Consider the following 17,504-nt stretch of genomic DNA (forward strand, 5'->3'; position numbering starts at 1 on the left):
GCTCATAGTGGCTCCATGTCAAGCGTCATCGTTCTACGCTCTATTATGGAGAAATAGGATTTTTACTTAACTAATTTGTGTCCAAAATATTGACTTAGATCCAAAGTATTTTTTTCACTAAGTACATAAAAATGAAAACGTTTATTGCGCAGTATCCGTCAAATAAGAAAGACGATTACTTTAAGTGTAATCGTCTCTTAGTGTTTGCCATATAATTGTACTGTGCAGCAAATGATTTTGTTTTGTTAGTTGTGTTCTTCTTCAAAATATGCTCCCGTTAGCCCCTATGAAGTGCAAAATCAGTGCTTCACCACAGAGAATGAAAATATGCCAGACTTGTCCATAGTTGTTTTAATCCAGTCAACTAGCCAATCCGTAAATCTATGAATGTTAGCTATCTCCATTTTAAACGGCTCTGACTAATTCCTCCCGTCCTATCCCCACTTTAGAGTATAAATATTTTTCTTGGATAAATTACCAGAGAGTAGCCCCTTGTAGCTATTTATTCATTTAATCTTATATGATTTGATTATATATAAAAGAGAAGGAGATATAATGAATGACTTATAAACAAATCAAATGGCTTATCCTTCTTATTCCGACATTGACAAGTGCTACTTGGGAGTATGTTCGTCATAAATACTTACTTCCTTACATTTTTATGGAGGTAGGGAATTTACTATCTCCTGTGTTTGTTTTCTTAGTAACAATGATTGTAGTTGTTAAACTCTTCAAGATATTAGAACATATGAAAGAAGAACTAGAAAAAGAAAAAGCGCAAAAGTCAATCCTTGAAGAAAGAGAAAAGCTTTCACGCGAACTACATGATAGCATTGCCCAGACACTCTTTCTTTTGTCGGTAAAGGAATAAATTAGAAAAAAATGAAAGCAGATTAAAGAATCTTGACTTATATCAAAACGTTAAAAAGACCGTAAAGCATGTTCATGAAGATGTGAGACAAGCCATTTTTAAGCTTAGACAACCCACTCCTGAGAATTCACTACTCTGGAGTGATTCATTAGAAGCTTTAATTAAAAATTTTAAAGAAGAGAACAATAACAAGATACATATTGGATGGAACTTACAGGATTCCTCTTTAACGCCAAAAGAAAAGATTGAGCTGTTTGCTTGTATAAAAGAAGCTTTAATTAATATTAGAAAGCATGCAAATAGCCAGGAAATTTGGATTACATTAACAGATACAACTGATGGTTGGCTTTGCTCTATCGAAGATGATGGAATTGGATTTGACCCCACCTCTATAACAGAGGGAAAATACGGTTTAGAAATAATGAAAGACCGTGCAAAGGAAATGGGATGGAAACTAGATGTTACTCGTAACAACGATAGAACAAAAGTACAGATTCAAAAGGAGACAGATACGAAATGACTCAACCGTTTCGAATACTAATAGCCGATGATCATGCACATGCACGGGAAGCTATTCGTGAACTATTAAGTTTACATGAACAATTTCAAATTGTAGGTGAGGCAACAATGGAATTGATGCAATTGAATTAACAGGACAACTACTTTTTATGATTTAACTAGATTCAACCTTGACGAAAGTGATCGAGACCGTGGATGTTCTGGAAGAATTGAATCTCTCACCCTTACAACGGCAGGATGCTGTGAGGAAAAAAACTGATCCTTTGAATCGTAAATCTCAATTAATTCTCCTTTTTCTAGTATACCTAATGTATCAGAGATTGAAAAAGCAGCTTTAATATCATGAGTAATAAATAAATAAGATAAACCGAAGTCATCTTTTAATTCTCTTAATAAGTCTAAAATCAAGCTTTGTGTAACCATATCTAAGCTACTAACCGATTCGTCGAGGACGATTAACTTTGGTTTAAGAGAAATTGCTCTAGCAATATTAATCCTTTGCAATTGCCCACCGCTAAATTGATGCGGGTATTTTTTTAAATCCTTTTCACTTAATCCTACACGTTCCAACAGCGAGATAACCGTTCTTCTTTTTTCACTTACGGATAGTTTTTCATAGTTCTCTAATGGTTCATTTAGAATACGTTCAGCTGTCATACGGGGATTAACCGATGAATATGAATCCTGAAAAACAACTTGGAGATCACGTCGAAGTTTTCGTTGGATACTTTTACTTACATTATAAATATCATAGCCTTGAAAGATGACTTGGCCTCGCTGCGGTCGTTGTATGCCAAGAATCACTTTTCCTAAGGTACTTTTACCTGCCCCACTTGTCCCGAGTAGTCCTAGACATGTTCCTTCCTTAATTGAGAAGGAAATATCAATAAGCGCTTGATTCGTTTGATCTTTTGATTTAAAAAGTTTCTTAGAGGTATAGCTGTGATTTACTCCTATTACTTGCAATAAGCTCAATGGTTTCACCCCTTTGCAAAATTCTAATCTATATATCACAACATATGGGTGATAGGCTGTTGGTCAACTTGTAAGGTGGGTCTTGTGTTTAACAGCTTCTTTGTATACTCATGTTGTGGATGGTCAAATAAGTCAAACACATTTGCCTTTTCTACTATTCTACCATGTTTCATTACGATTACTTCATCTGCCATTTCTGCAATTACTCCTAGATCATGAGATATGAGTAAAATAGATGTTCCATATTTAGAACGAATTTTATCTAATAAACGAAGGACTAATAACTGGTTATGAAGATCAAGTGCAGTTGTTGGTTCATCAGCAATAATAACAGAAGGATGTAAGCAGGCGGCCATGGCAATCATTACACGCTGAAGCATTCCTCCACTTAGTTGAAAAGGATAGTTTTTTAATAACTTATCAGGATGTGGTAAATTTACAATTTCCATTATATCAATCGCAAGCTCCTTTGCTTGCTTCTTATTTAATGAAGTATGCGATCTAATCGTTTCAACAAATTGGTGACCAACGGTAAAAACAGGCGTAAAGGCATTCATCGGATTTTGCATAATAAAGGCGATGTCCTTCCCTCGAATTCCCCGCATTTCTTTGTTTTTTATTCCATTTAATTCTCGCCCTTTAAGTGTAATACTGCCCTCTATTTCCATATTTTTCCGATCAAGCAGTTGTAAGATAGACATACTTGTGACTGTTTTACCACTGCCACTTTCCCCAACAAGTCCCAGTACCTTCCCTTTTTCAATTCCAAAATTAATGTCTTGAACAAGTGTGGAAAGACCATCTTTTGTTTTTACTTGTACATGTAAGTCCCTAACATTTAAAATATTTTGATCCATTATTTTATCAGTCCTTTATTATCGACGTTTAATCCCAAAACGTTCTGATAGTGATTCGCCTAATAAATTAAAGGTAACGACAACTAGCATAATCATTAGACCAGGATAAAGCATCAATGATGGATTTGTCCTAATATAAGATTTCCCTTCGTGTATCATTGCCCCCCACTCCGGTGTGGGGGGTTGCACACCTAACCCTAAGAAAGACATTGATGATAAATTCATAATTGCCCAACCCATTTCTAATGTTCCCATTACCGCTATTGATGGAAGAACATTAGGAACAATATGTGTCTTTATGATGCTCCATGTAGAGGAACCACTTATTTTAGCTGCAGTAATATAGTTCTGTTCCTTCAGGATTAGAACCATTCCTCGAATTACCCTTGCGTAATACACCCATTGTACGAGGATTAATCCTAAAATAACTTGTTTAAGACCCGCACCCCAAATACCAACAAAACCAAGGACAAACAAAAGGCTTGGGATCGCCATCAGGCCATCACCGATTCTCATTAACAATTGATCAACCCAACCACCTTTATACCCAGAAATGATACCGATGATTAAACCCAGACTTAAAGCTGAAATAAATATTAACAAAGCAAACCCTATTGAAATTCGTGCCCCATATAGGATACGTGAAAACGTACATCGACCTAACTGATCTGTTCCTAATGGGTAGTCCAAAGAAGGTTGCTGTAGTTTATGAGCTAAATTGACAGCGATAGGGTCATTAGGTGCCAACCACGGAGCAAATAATGCCATTAAGAATAATACGCACAGTATTAGGGAACATATGACAATCACTTTTTGACTTTTTACTATACCACGAAACATTGCTATCATTGATATTGCCTTCCTTTTCTGGAAATACGCGGGTCGATATACATTTGGATAAGGTCAACAATTAAGTTGCTTATAAGGAATATTCCCGCTGCTAATAGCACATAGCCTTGAATAACAGGAACATCACGGTTAAAAATTGCCTCAATAAAATACCGCCCAAACCCTGGCCACGAAAAGACTACCTCGACAATAATAGCTCCAGTCATTAAGTTTCCTAAATTCATGCCAAGCCCAGTAATCATAGGGGAAATAGCAATTCTTAATACATGCTTTCCCATTATGATCCTTTCATGAATTCCTCTCGTCCTCGCAAACAGCACATAAGACTCTTGTAAATTTTCAAGAACACTTGCACGTAACAGGCGAGTATATAAAGCTATTAAAGGAAAAGCCAACGTGACTGAAGGTAAAATCAAATGTCTCCATGTTCCTGTACCTTCTACAGGGAAAAGGTCTAGTTTTACAGAAAAGAAAAAAATAAATAAATATCCAAGCCAAAATGACGGGATGGATGCCCCTATAAAAGAGAGGAATCGACTAAAATTGTCGATTACACTGTTCTTCCTTATACCAGCTAAAAAACCAATAGGGACGCTTACTAAGATTGCAATCAAAAGGCTGCCTATAGTTAACTGAATAGTTGCTGTCATTCGAGAGGTTATCTCTTCCCATACAGGTTTATTCGTAACATAAGATATGCCAAAATCAAATTGGAATATCTTAATAAGGGCGTTCACATATTGGATTAGGAGAGGTTGATCTAAGCCAAACTCATATCTTTTTTGTTCCAACATCTCATCTGTTGCTTGGATATGTGCTGCAGTAAAGTATGCTTCAGCGGGATCCACTGGTGATGAGTGAATCATTCCAAATGTTAGTAGAGTGGCCATTAGAAAGATTGGAACAATGGTGATTATTCGTTTAAAGACGTAAGTACTCATAAAAACCTCTCCTGTCGCTTACTCGTTTACACTAATCCCTGTAAAAGGATGTTCATCCCGGTTAGCAGGGAATGTAAAATTAGAAACACCTTTTTGATAGATTGCTATTTGCTTAATATAGGAAATCGGTACAATCGCACCTTGCTCTTGTAATGAACCTAAAATGGATGTGTATAGTTCCTGACGCTCATTTTCATCAGTTGTTTGCTGGACAGCAGCAATTTGGCTCAACAACTCATCTTTGTTAGGATAAGATGAAATAGCTTCTCTAAATCCAAACCCTTCTGTAGCTACGACGTTTACGAAAGCATGTGGATCATAAGGAGCCCCGTAGTTACTAAAGAAGTTCATATCAAACTCATTAGCTTTGAATCTTTCGACTTGAGTCGTAAGTTCAACACCAACAATATTTAGTTTCACACCTAATGCCACCCACTCAGATTGTAATATTTCAGCCATTGTTTTTTGAATGGACTCAGCTGAGTTATACATTAACTCGATTTCAAGTGGTTTCCCGTCTTTTTCACGAATATCTTTTCCTTCCGGTAACTTCCAACCTGCATCATCTAATAATTGTTTAGCTTCTTCAACATCATAATTAACCGTAGTTGCATCGACATTTGAAGTGTAAGGGAAATTTGTTGGTAAGATATAGTCAGCCTTCTCTTCTACCCCAGATGTCACACCCTCAACCATTGCTTCTTTATTAAATCCATAATGTAAGGCTTGACGCACTCGAATATCCGAAAGCTGTTCAATATTTGTATTCATAACTAGTTGTCTAGTAGCAACTGGCTCAGAAATACTAGTATCATAGGAACCTGTTGATTCTAATTGTATAAAAGAATCTAAACTGATAACACCTTCACCATATACAAGGTCTAAATCCCCTTTTTCAAAAGCAAGTACGCGTGTTTCAGCGTCAGGAATAACTTTGACTTTAATTTGCTCTACACTAGGGAGGTTACCCCAATAATTATCGTTACGTTTAAAAATTGCATATTCATCTACTTTATATTCATCCAATACCCATGGGCCTGTGCCTACTGGTTTTGCTATTCCTTTAGAAGTGTCACCATCTTGAGGAAACCCAGCTTCCCCTAAGAAACGAACTGGACGAACAACAGCTAACTCCTGAATCGTCGGATAATACGGTTCGTTTAATGTTATTTTAAACGTATGCTCATCTATTGCCTCTGTTTGAGTGACCTTTGGAATAAAGCCTAACCAACTATGTAAATCTACATTATCTAATACAGCATCAAAATTCTTTTTCACAATCTCAGCATTGAAACTTGTTTCATCGGAAAACTTCACATCTTTACGTAAGTTGAATACATATTCTTTTCCATCATCTGAAACTTCCCAAGATTCCGCCAAATGTGGTTTTAGTTCGCCTCCATCTTGATAGCTAACTAAAGGTTCAAATACCATAGATTGTGCAAACATTTGAGATGGATTGTAGAGATGTGGATTTAAATCACCTATATCCCTAGGCCAAGCAAAAGTAATCGTGTTGCTACTTTCACTAGTAGTAGCTGAATTTTCTACTGATTCACCTGAACCTGAACAACCAAGTAAAATCGTAGATAAAATAAATATCATTGCAGACATAAGAAAAAATTGTTTTTTATTTTTTCGGTTTGCCATAAAATCTTTTCCTCCTAAATGAAATTGAAAACCATTATCAATGGTAAAACGAAACCGTTTATTTGTCAATACAATTTAAAATTGCACAAAGTAGTCGGTCTATTAATGTTTATTTGTACTCAAATACAGGTTTAAATGAAAAGAGGCTTCTCAAAAGTTGGTTTAACTAATGAGAAGCCTTCAAATTACTTACACTATGTTTGCATTTTGTTATCTGGCTCAAAATCCTTATATATCAAGGGATTAAGCGGCTATTACATCATGCCGCCCGTAAGGTGAAAGTGTGTAATATCTTTAATATGGTGTGCGTAGAGTGCGGTATATCAAGTTTTTTGCTAAATTTTGTCTATACATCTTTAACGATGAGAATTTATCGCTTTACTTTGGGCGTTAGTAAGAACCCATTACGGTTATAGTAAAAAGAGCTTAGTCTAGCAAAAATAGCTATATTTGAAAGATTTCTTTGTTGCGTAGTAATTGTCAACTACGTAATATAAGGGTTACCCCAAAATCAGCCTGTCTGTTGTAGAAAAGAAAATATATTTCCTTCTTGTTATTCTCTTAGATATTGCTTTAAAATCAAAACCACCAGTGTGAACTGGTGGTTTGCTCTGTGGCTAAAAGCCTCTCTTACCGGCCTTGGCCTTAAAGACCCACTGATGAGGTTTCCCGCCTGCACCACATTCACTTACTAATTCTAAACAATTTCTTTATTTCTTCTTATTTTTCTACCCTATAAATGGGTCATAATCTTCGAACAATGTTAACTGGTCAACCATATAGTCTTCTTTTAGCTGATTTCTAATGTATTCTTGTATTTGCTTTTTATTTCTGCCCACTGTATCAACGTAGAAACCTCGACACCAGAACTTCCTGTTCCCATATCGATACTTCAAATTGGCATGTCGATCAAATATCATGAGACTGCTCTTTCCTTTTAAGTAACCCATGAATTGAGATACACTTAACTTTTGGGGAATACTCACTAACATATGAATGTGATCCGGACAAGCATTTGCTTCATGGATCATTACACCTTTTCGTTCACTTAAATCTCTTATGATTTGTCCAATGCTCTTTTTATATTTTCCATATATGATTTGTCTTCTGTATTTTAGAGCAAAAACTATGTGATACTTACAATTCCATGTTGTGTGTGCTAAACTATTCATGTCCTTCACAGGGCATACCTCCTTCTATGGTGAGATGAAGTGGTCGGGAAACCAACTTTATCCTACCATGAAGTGAGGTTTTTTTAATACCACGCAAGAAGCTCTTTAGAACCCCCGGCATAGCCAGGGGTTTTCTAAACCACTAAAAAAATGAGCCCAATTTAGGCCCATTCATTTAATCAATTCATTAACTCAAGTACCGCAACATTTTCTATATGATTTGAATGCGGAAACATATCCACCGGTTGCACTTCCTTCGTCTTATACCCACCGGCCTCAAGAAACTTCAAGTCTCTAGCCAAAGTTGCTGGGTTACAGGATACATACACAACCCGCTTTGGCTTCATTGACAAAATGGTCTCCAGCAGTTCTTCATCACAGCCTTTACGAGGAGGATCAACAACAATAACGTCTGCTCGAATTCCTTGTGCGTACCACCACGGCATGATTTTTTCAGCTTCACCTACCGCAAAATCGACATTGGTAATGCCATTTAATTTGGCATTTCGTTTTGCATCAGCAATCGCATCGGGCACAATCTCGACTCCATATACATGCTTCGCTCGCTCTGCTAGGAAAAGAGAAATGGTACCAATTCCGCAATAGGCATCAATCACCGTTTCTTGCCCCGTTAAGCTGGCATATTCAAGCGCTTGATCATAGAGGACCTTTGTTTGTTCAGGGTTCACTTGGTAAAAAGAGCGTGCCGAAATAGCAAACTTAATATCGCCGATGTAATCGTGAATATACTCTTCTCCCCAAAGCACATTTGTTTCGTCTCCGAAGATGACATTCGTTCGCTTAGGATTGATGTTTTGAACAATTGATTTCACATGAGGAATGTTCTCACGAATTTCCTCAATCAAATTTACCTTATTTGGAAGCTCTTTCCCTCGTGTCACAAACACGACCATGACTTCATTTGTCACTTTTCCTTTGCGGGCAACGACATGGCGTAATGTCCCGCGATGCTTTTCCTCGTCATATGCGCGTATTCCATATTTATTAGCAATATTCTTGACGACACGAATAATTTGATCATTATCCTCATGTTGGATCAAACATTCATCCATGTTGATAATCCGGTGGCTACGTTCTTGATAAAATCCAGCAATCACAAGGCCCCCTTCTTCTCCAATTGGCACTTGTGCTTTATTGCGGTAACGCCATGGATCGTTCATTCCGAGCGTTGGATGAACCGTGATATCCTTTATTCCGCCGATTCTTTCAAGTACATCCTTCACTTGCTTTTGTTTTGATACGAGCTGCGCCTCATAGCTGAGATGTTGAATCTGACATCCACCGCATTGGTTATAGATAGGGCACGGTGGTTCAGCTCTATGTTCACTGGCTTCTTGAATCTCAAGCAACCGGGCAAAGCCATAGCCTTTATTCGTTTTGACGACTTTAATGTCAACAACTTCTCCTGGCAATGCTCTTGGTACAAATAATGTATATCCATTTACTTTTGCAACTCCAGCACCTTCGTGGGTTAAATCTTCAATCGTTACTTGGAGCTCATCATTTTTTTTCACAGGTATTGGTTGTTTGGTCATTAGTTTCCGTCCTTTTTCGCTCTATTCATGCTCATTATTGTACCATATACAAGGAATTCCTCGAAATCAATGAGTGCCCCTATTGAATGACTAACCGGTCAAAAGGAATGGAGTGTTTGTTATTCCGAAATTCTCCTGGTGACATTCCGACTACTTTCCGAAAGACTTTGTTAAAATAATTGTCGTTCGCGTATCCTACTTGAATAGCGATTTCCTTAATCGTTACATCTGTATACCGAAGCAATTGAATTGCTTGTTCTAATCGAACTTTCGTCAAATACTGGATCGGAGTCATATGTATTGTTTCTTTAAATCGCTTGATCAAATAATACTTAGATAGACCGGCTGCATTCGCTATATCCTCAATTGTAAGAGCATTCCTGTAGTAGTAGGTATCGATAAACTCCCTAGCCCTAATTACACGATCAGGCAAATTATCCTTTGACTTAAATTGCTTGAAATACCGATAACATTCCATAATAAACTCGTATGCTCTTGCTGATGCGTAATACTGGTCTATTAAATCTTTGTCATATGCTTGTTGATAGATCATAAAGACGTGCGTCATGAGCCTAGAGTCCCTTGGGATGGTAACGATATGACCAAGTTGACTTGTAACCTTCTCCCAACAAGCTGAAGCTGCCTGCCCTTTTAACGTTAAAAAGATAAACTCCCATTCGCTACTTTCAGGAGGAAAATAGTAACAATGTTCATCCGGTACTTTTACCATAAAAGCTTGTCCTTCTTTCAGCTGATATGTATTTCCTTTTATATCAATCGCACCTTCGCCAGATATCGTATACTGAAAAATGAAACTTTCATTCTCTCCCCTTTTTAGACCATCCCATTGATACGCTGGCGAAGTTACGATTTCTCTTCCTACAACTTGAACGTCTACCAAAGTTTCAGCTGCTTGGTCATGTGTTCGAAAACCAATCGTTTCATAATACGACCGCTCATTTGTAGACAATATTTTACCCTCCGTTTACACCATATTACCATTGTAGGTTTTTACCATCCAATTTATGATTGATTATAGAACGACAACAATTATAACTCAATAAACAATAAATTACCTTTATTAGGAGGCGTTCATATGTCAAAAATTACGTTTATCGGTGCTGGAAGTACGGTTTTCGCAAAAAATGTGTTAGGTGACTGCATGTTTGTTCCTGCCCTAAACGGGTTTGAATTTGCCCTGCATGACATTGACGAAACGAGACTAAAAGATTCAGAGCAAATGTTGGTAAACTTAGCTAGTAAATATAATCAAACGATCAAAGTGAAAGCGTATTTAAATAGAAAAGAAGCGTTGCGAGGAGCTAAATATGTCATAAATGCCGTTCAAATTGGTGGCTATGAGCCAAGTACGGTGATTGACTTTGAAATCCCTAAAAAGTATGGATTGCGCCAAACGATTGCTGATACAATCGGCATCGGCGGACTTTTCCGAAGCTTACGTACGATTCCTGTAATGCTTGATTTTGCTAAAGACATGGAAGAGGTATGTCCTGATGCGTGGTTTTTAAATTACACCAATCCAATGGCTTCGCTCACAGGTGCGATGCTTCGTCATACAAATATTAAGACGATCGGATTATGTCATAGCGTTCAAATTTGTACAGATCATTTGTTCAAAGCGCTCGACATGGATCATAAAGGAATTGAAGAAAAAATTGCTGGAATTAACCATATGGCTTGGCTGTTAGAAGTGAAAAAAGATGGAAAAGACCTTTATCCTGAAATTAAAAAGCGTGCGAAAGAAAAGCAAAAAAACAAACATTACGACATGGTCCGCTTTGAGTTGATGGATAAATTCGGCTACTATGTGACTGAATCTTCCGAGCATAATGCTGAATACCACCCGTATTTCATTAAAAGTCGTTATCCTGAGTTGATTGATCGACTTAACATCCCATTAGATGAATATCCTCGCCGTTGTGTTAACCAAATAGAAAAATGGGAAAGCATGCGTGAAGAAATGGTGAATAACGCGCAATTAACGCATGAGCGCTCACATGAATATGGTTCGTATATTATTGAAGCAATGGAAACGAACGTTCCATTTAAATTCGGTGGAAATGTGATGAATACAGGTGGACTAATTTCAAACTTACCGGAAAATGCTTGTGTGGAAGTCCCTTGTGTAGTCGATCGTAGTGGCATTATGCCTTGCTATGTTGGAAACTTGCCAGAACAATTAGCTGCATTAAATCGCACGAATATCAATACACAGCTATTAACAATAGAAGCGGCTATAACGTTAAAGAAAGAACATATTTATCAAGCAGCGCTTTTAGATCCACATACCAATTCTGAGCTTTCAATGGATGATACAATTGCTATGTGTGACGAATTAATTGAAGCGCACGGTGACTGGCTACCCAAGTACCGTTAAACTTTAAAATCGGACGACAACTGGGTTTCTTGTCTTTAGAAAAGGCGAAGGGTCTGACCTATCTAAGGTCAGACCCTTCCTCATACTATTACACCATGATCTTGCACATATCATTTGTAAATTCAACAGGATCATGAATTGGCAAACCTTCAATTAAAAGAGCTTGGTTGTACAATAAGTTAGTATAAAGAGTAAGCTTTTCTTTATCGTTTTCAAACGCTTCTTTTAACGAGTTATACACATCATGGTTTACATTGATTTCTAACACTTTGTCAGCTTTGACATTTTGGTTATCAGGCATCGCTTGAAGAATTTTCTCCATTTCGATTGTTACTTCCCCTTCAGTTGTTAAACAAACAGGGTGTGATTTCAGTCGTTTTGATACTCTGACATCCTTTACTTTTGCTGATAAAATGTCCTTCATGTAGTCAAATAATTCCTTGTTATCATTTTCTTGTGTCTCATCGTTTTCTTGGTCGTCTGATTCAATGCCAAGATCTCCACTAGATACTGATTTGAATTCTTTTTCTTTATAATTTAAGACCATTTTGATTGCAAATTCATCTACATCCTCAGTGAAGTACAAAATCTCGTATCCTTTGTCTGAGACAAGCTCTGTTTGTGGGAGCTTTTCAATACGTTCATAGGATTCACCTGATGCATAATAGATATATTTTTGGTCTTCAGGCATTCTTGCTACGTATTCATCTAATGTAACGAGCTTCTTCTCTGTTGAAGAGTAAAACATTAGTAGATCTTGCAATACTTCTTTATGACTGCCAAAGTCACTATACACTCCATACTTTAGCTGTCTGCCAAAGGAATTATAAAACTGCTCATACTTTTCTCGCTCATCTTTTAGTAAGCTTAGTAGTTGACTTTTGATTTTGTTTTTAATGTTCTTGGCAATCAGCTTCAACTGGCGATCATGCTGTAGCATCTCACGGGAAATGTTCAGTGACAAGTCTTCTGAATCAACCATTCCTTTTACAAAGCCAAAGTAATCTGGGAGAAGATCAGAGCATTTGTCCATAATTAACACACCGTTTGAATAAAGCTCTAAGCCTTTTTCAAACTCCTTTGAATAGTAGTCAAACGGAACATTTTCTGGGATAAACAAGATCGCATTATATCTTACTGCCCCATCAACACTAATATGAATATGCTTTAACGGCTTATCAAACCCGTAACGTTTCTCCGAGTAAAAGTTCTCATAATCTTCGGTTGTTAATTCATTTTTATTTTTACGCCAAATCGGCACCATGCTATTAATTGTTTGTTCTTCTTCATACTCTTCTAATTCATTCTCGCTATCATCTTTCGGGCGCTGTCCCTTCACGTCCATTTTAATTGGGTAGCGAATGAAATCAGAGTATTTTTTAATAATTGCTTTTAGGCGGTGCTCTTCTAAATACTCATCAAAAGTATCATCTTCTGTGTTCTCTTTTATTTTAATAATGATCTCAGTACCAACAGATTTTTTCTCGTGCACTTCAATCGTGTACCCGTCTGTCCCGTCAGATTGCCACTTGTACGCTTCATCGCTTCCTAACGCTTTACTAATAACCGTAACCTCATCTGCTACCATGAAAGCAGAATAGAAGCCCACTCCAAATTGACCGATAATGTCATGACCATCTTTTAGTTCATTTTCCTTTTTGAACGCTAATGACCCACTTTTGGCAATCGTTCCAAGATTCGTTTCAAGCTCCTCTTTTGTCATTCCAATTCCCGTATCAATTAGTTTCAACGTACGGTTGTCCTTGTCAGCCTCTACCTTAATATAATAGCTGTCTTTCTCAAACGTCAACGAATCATCTGTTAATGCTTTGTAGTATAGTTTATCAATTGCATCACTCGCATTTGAAATTAACTCTCTTAAAAATATCTCTTTCTGTGAGTAAATGGAGTTAATCATCATTTCTAATAGTCTCTTCGACTCAGCTTTAAATTGCTTCTTTGTCATGAAAATCTCTCCTTTCTTCTTAAAAAGCTATTCATTATTTCGTAATCGCCATGTTCTATGTATCAGCACTCTTATTTAACGAGTGCTAATCCTATTCTTTATTTTACATATCTTGTTTTCAGTGTCAATATGTCAGCTCGGATTTAAAGAAAAGGACAGCCCCCGACGAATGAAAGTGAGGTCTGCCCTTTAATTTACGCATGCTGTAACACATTGTTCTCTATTTGTTTCATTTGATAGAAATAGCCTTTTCCTTCCATCAGCTCTGTAAATGTACCAGATTCTACGATTTTGCCTTGATCCATGACAATGATTTGATCGATTTGCTCTAATTCAGCAAGACGATGGCTAATCACAACAACTGTATCTTCCCCAGACCTCTCAACCAGCAAGTCATATAGACGGCGTTCCGTCCAAGAATCTAGTGATGAGGTGGGCTCATCAAGCAGCCATAAAGAAGATCCCTTAGCTATAGCGCGTGCCATTGCTAGTCTCTGGCGTTGTCCACCTGATAGATTCTCTCCTTTTTCCATTACCTGATCTGATAATGAAAAGCTAGGCAATTGAACATCAGCTAATATTTGCTGTAATTCATCTTCCGACCACGAATCATTTGGTAATAATAGATTGTCTTGAATCGTGCCATAGAAAAAATGATTATCCTGAAGAACTACGTTTGTCTTTTTCCAGAGAGCATCTTGTTCAAGTTCCTTAACAGGTATCCCGTCCAAGTAAATTTCTCCTTTAGTAGAAGAATGGAGGTTCAAAATGAGCTGCAATAACGTAGATTTACCCGAGCCACTCGGTCCAACAATGGCCGTTTTTGACCCCGCTGGCAAAAACAAACTTACATCATGTAATGCTTTGCGCCACTCTCTAGGAAAGGTATAACTAACATTCTTTAGTTCAATGGACGGAGCCCCCTCCCACTCTTGGCTCATATCTTTAGGAACACTTCCCCCTTGCTCTTTTTTATCCACAACAGAATACAGTCGTTTCGCCGCTCGTTCACTGTCTTCATAATAGATGGGGAAAACAGCCATAGGTGTGGAGTGTTCAAACAAGGTCAAACTCATCATAACAAGCATCGCTAAGAAAACACCATCTAGCTGATTACTTGCGACAAGGTAGCCCCCCGTTGCTAGTACTGCCCATGAAATCAATAACGCGCTCGCCATATTAACAGATTGATTGGCAACCTCGCGAGTCCCCTCTCGCTCTTGCTCTTTAATATAAGCGTTCGAAGCATCGTTCAATTGTAGATCTTTCTCTTTTAATTTTTGATGAATCTTTAGTTCTCGAAACCCTTGCAACCACTCTGTCACTTCTGTTGACATATGTGAGCGTTTCTCTCGTATGCTGCTCCCACTCTCTTTCTGTTTCTTAGCAAACCAGGCTGGAATGATGAAGCCTGTTAGACAGAGTCCGATTGCTAACAAAATCACGACCTGAATTGAATAAAAACCAACAAAGAAAATGGTACTGACAAACACCGTGACCATAATAATTGGTGGGTACACTACACGCAGAAAAAAGTTTTGAAGTGCCTCGACATCTCCAACAATACGTGCTAGTAGATCCCCACTACGATGTTTTTGCAACGAGTTAGGTGCTTTTGATTCAAGCCTTTCATAAAAATACACGCGTAAATCACTCAGCATTGTAAAGGTGGCCCGATGAGAATAATAGCGCTCGGCATAACGGCTCCCCGCACGCAAAAAGCTTCCTATTTTTACAACAGCAACCATGGTGATTAACACATAGAGTGGAGTCTCAAGCGCAGCTCTTGAGATCAAATAACCGTTTGCCGCAAACAAACCGACCGCCGTCATGCCCGCGATGTATCCAAACATAATCGATAAGATCACGTCTTTCTTTTTTCTCATAATGAAACCGGTGATATCAAACAGCTCTTTCATCACTTTTCCTCCTCTCTTTGTGCAGAGAACAGTTCGCGATAGGACGGGTTAGATTCCTTTAGATACTCATGTGTGCCTTGTGCTAGTAATACTCCTTCTTCAAGAAAGAGAATATGGTCTGCATCTTTAATCGTTTGCATGCGGTGAGCAACGGTAATGATCGTGGATGTTTTGGAGAGCTCTTTCATCGATTCGTGAAGCCGTTGCTCTGTAAAGAGATCTAGTCCCGTTGACGGTTCATCAAATAAGACAACCGACGGATGTTTTAAGAAGGCACGTGCTAACGCAACTCGCTGCTTTTCGCCTCCCGAGAGACCTCTTCCACCTTCACCAATCACTGTGGCATACCCGTTTGGTAAAGATTGAACCATCTGATCAATACCCGCCTTTGCAGCTGCTTTTCGGATTTCATCCTTTGTTGCTTGAACTCCTAGAGCAATATTTTCTTCAATCGTCCCTGCAAATATATAAGGATGCTGGGTAATGTAACTAATATGACCAAACCACTCATGCTCTGCATAATTAAAACGATCATGACCATCCACTAAAATAGTGCCGGACGTCTGTGGCAATAGTCCAGCTATGACATGGAGAAGGGTTGTTTTGCCAGATCCACTCTTTCCGACAATTGCAACTTGACTGTATGGCTTTATCGAAGCTTGAATCTTTTTTAACATAAACCCATCTGCATCATATTGAAACTGAACATTTTTCAATTCAATTGTCCGAGGACCATCAGGCATCTTATTTGCGCCCCAGCTTGCTGAACGATCTTCTTTCTTAAGCTCATCCTCAATTTTCACCGCTGCTCCCATGCTACTTCTCCCCGCATGAAATGCACTACCTAGGTCTTTCAATGACGTGAAAAATTCAGGAACTAATAAAAGAATGAAAAAAGCAGTAAAGAAGGATATTTCATTAAACACGACAAGTCTAAGACTAAGCTCCAATGCTACAAGTCCAATGCTAAGCATTGAGATGAACTCAAGCATTAAAGACGATGTAAAAGCTACCTTTAATATTGCCATCGTCGTGTCACGAAAGTCCAAGCTACTCCGTTCAATGACGCTTTTGTAATGTCGCGATTTTCCGTATAGCTTCAAACTGACTAATCCTTGAAGCGTATCGAGAAAGCGCCCCGAGAAAGCTGACAAACTGTCAAGCTGAGCCTCTGACTTCCGTTGTGTTAATCCACCTACAATTGCCATAAATAGTGGGATAAATGGCGCCGTCACTAAAATAATAAGACCCGAATATAGGTGCTGACTAAACACAACGACCAAAATGATAAGTGGTACGACCGATGAGACAATCCGTTGCGGGACATATTTGCTGAAATAGCTATCAAGCTCATCGACCGCATCCATCATCACACTGACTTTCTGCCCTAATTGACCTTTATACGACGCGGATAACGTCTGACTAGCGTACGATTTTAACAACCTTTTTCTAAAAACTGCTTTCACATTCGCAGCCATCGCCACACCGATTTTTCCGTTCCCATAAGAAAGTGAGACTCTTGCTAGTAGCACCACCATTAACCCAAGTAACATAGGGAATACTTGATCAAACGTTTGTTTAGCTAAAAACAGGTCATCAACAATCGTAACAATCATGTATGATTGCAACACGATCAACACACCTAGCATGATGGCCAAAACAAATAGAGAATAATATCGTCCCTTCTGCTCGGATGCCAGCTTTTTAAGTGATTTCATTGTTAATCCTCATACTTTGTGCTTTTAGCAGCCACAAAAAAGGTAAGGACCATTGCTAGCACGACAACGAGAAGCGGTGCATAAAACAATAGAAAATTGTGCATGACAGGCGT

General features: G+C 38.1%; 16 protein-coding genes. 4 read left to right on the forward strand and 12 right to left on the reverse strand.

The window, feature by feature from the left end; genetic code table 11:
• Nucleotides 1-559 precede the first annotated feature (559 nt).
• The 3 genes from SLH51_RS21395 (at nt 560) to SLH51_RS21405 (ending at nt 1,522) form a co-directional block, all read left to right on the forward strand.
• The gene (locus tag SLH51_RS21395; protein ID WP_335963559.1) at nt 560-871 is read left to right on the forward strand and encodes a histidine kinase; all 312 of its coding nucleotides are present in this window, start codon (nt 560-562) and stop codon (nt 869-871) included.
• Between the two features lie 82 nt (nt 872-953).
• Nucleotides 954-1,391 (forward strand): sensor histidine kinase, encoded by a 438-nt coding sequence (locus SLH51_RS21400; RefSeq protein ID WP_335963560.1) that lies wholly within the window; start codon nt 954-956, stop codon nt 1,389-1,391.
• The gene (locus tag SLH51_RS21405; protein WP_335963561.1) at nt 1,388-1,522 is read left to right on the forward strand and encodes a response regulator; all 135 of its coding nucleotides are present in this window, start codon (nt 1,388-1,390) and stop codon (nt 1,520-1,522) included. Before SLH51_RS21400 ends, SLH51_RS21405 begins: the two co-directional genes overlap by 4 nt.
• Nucleotides 1,523-1,537: 15 nt before the next feature.
• Here the strand turns inward: SLH51_RS21405 and nikE are convergent, their stop codons facing one another.
• The 8 genes from nikE to SLH51_RS21445 all read right to left on the reverse strand — a co-directional run bounded on the left by nikE (nt 1,538) and on the right by SLH51_RS21445 (nt 10,360).
• On the reverse strand, nt 1,538-2,365 hold the full coding sequence (gene nikE / locus SLH51_RS21410; RefSeq protein ID WP_335963562.1) for a nickel import ATP-binding protein NikE: 828 nt from the start codon (nt 2,363-2,365) through the stop codon (nt 1,538-1,540).
• A gap of 35 nt (nt 2,366-2,400) precedes the next feature.
• Nucleotides 2,401-3,222: a nickel import ATP-binding protein NikD gene (gene nikD, locus SLH51_RS21415; RefSeq protein ID WP_335963563.1), complete on the reverse strand. Its 822-nt coding sequence runs from the start codon at nt 3,220-3,222 to the stop codon at nt 2,401-2,403.
• Between the two features lie 18 nt (nt 3,223-3,240).
• Nucleotides 3,241-4,071, reverse strand: coding sequence for a nickel ABC transporter permease subunit NikC (nikC, locus tag SLH51_RS21420; RefSeq protein ID WP_335963564.1), 831 nt, complete (start codon nt 4,069-4,071; stop codon nt 3,241-3,243).
• Complete coding sequence (gene nikB, locus SLH51_RS21425; RefSeq protein WP_335963565.1) at nt 4,068-5,012, reverse strand: nickel ABC transporter permease subunit NikB; 945 nt, start codon at nt 5,010-5,012, stop codon at nt 4,068-4,070. The genes nikC and nikB overlap by 4 nt, the downstream gene beginning before the upstream one ends.
• 18 nt (nt 5,013-5,030) lie before the next feature.
• Nucleotides 5,031-6,626, reverse strand: coding sequence for a nickel ABC transporter substrate-binding protein (gene nikA, locus SLH51_RS21430; RefSeq protein WP_390183760.1), 1,596 nt, complete (start codon nt 6,624-6,626; stop codon nt 5,031-5,033).
• Between the two features lie 764 nt (nt 6,627-7,390).
• Complete coding sequence (gene tnpA, locus SLH51_RS21435; protein ID WP_335963587.1) at nt 7,391-7,834, reverse strand: IS200/IS605 family transposase; 444 nt, start codon at nt 7,832-7,834, stop codon at nt 7,391-7,393.
• Nucleotides 7,835-8,013: 179 nt separating this feature from the next.
• On the reverse strand, nt 8,014-9,390 hold the full coding sequence (gene rlmD / locus SLH51_RS21440; RefSeq protein WP_335963567.1) for a 23S rRNA (uracil(1939)-C(5))-methyltransferase RlmD: 1,377 nt from the start codon (nt 9,388-9,390) through the stop codon (nt 8,014-8,016).
• 79 nt (nt 9,391-9,469) lie between these two features.
• Nucleotides 9,470-10,360, reverse strand: a complete 891-nt coding sequence (locus SLH51_RS21445; protein ID WP_335963568.1) for an AraC family transcriptional regulator — start codon at nt 10,358-10,360, stop codon at nt 9,470-9,472.
• A gap of 126 nt (nt 10,361-10,486) precedes the next feature.
• Here SLH51_RS21445 and melA point away from each other — a divergent pair, with 126 nt between their 5' ends.
• Nucleotides 10,487-11,788 carry an alpha-glucosidase/alpha-galactosidase gene (gene melA, locus SLH51_RS21450; RefSeq protein WP_335963569.1) on the forward strand — a complete coding sequence of 434 codons (1,302 nt, stop codon included), beginning with the start codon at nt 10,487-10,489 and terminating at the stop codon, nt 11,786-11,788.
• Between the two features lie 88 nt (nt 11,789-11,876).
• On the opposite strand, the gene htpG is transcribed toward melA, so the two are convergent.
• From htpG to cydS, 4 genes are all read right to left on the reverse strand, one after another.
• Nucleotides 11,877-13,754 carry a molecular chaperone HtpG gene (gene htpG, locus SLH51_RS21455; protein WP_335963570.1) on the reverse strand — a complete coding sequence of 626 codons (1,878 nt, stop codon included), beginning with the start codon at nt 13,752-13,754 and terminating at the stop codon, nt 11,877-11,879.
• Nucleotides 13,755-13,948: 194 nt separating this feature from the next.
• Nucleotides 13,949-15,673: a thiol reductant ABC exporter subunit CydC gene (cydC, locus tag SLH51_RS21460; protein WP_335963572.1), complete on the reverse strand. Its 1,725-nt coding sequence runs from the start codon at nt 15,671-15,673 to the stop codon at nt 13,949-13,951.
• Nucleotides 15,673-17,391 carry a thiol reductant ABC exporter subunit CydD gene (cydD, locus tag SLH51_RS21465; protein WP_335963573.1) on the reverse strand — a complete coding sequence of 573 codons (1,719 nt, stop codon included), beginning with the start codon at nt 17,389-17,391 and terminating at the stop codon, nt 15,673-15,675. Before cydD ends, cydC begins: the two co-directional genes overlap by 1 nt.
• Nucleotides 17,392-17,393: 2 nt before the next feature.
• The gene (gene cydS, locus SLH51_RS24565; protein WP_390183755.1) at nt 17,394-17,495 is read right to left on the reverse strand and encodes a cytochrome bd oxidase small subunit CydS family protein; all 102 of its coding nucleotides are present in this window, start codon (nt 17,493-17,495) and stop codon (nt 17,394-17,396) included.
• Nucleotides 17,496-17,504: the final 9 nt, after the last annotated feature.

This window comes from Halalkalibacter kiskunsagensis, assembly GCF_037027555.1.
GTDB lineage: Bacteria > Bacillota > Bacilli > Bacillales > Bacillaceae_D > Halalkalibacter > Halalkalibacter kiskunsagensis.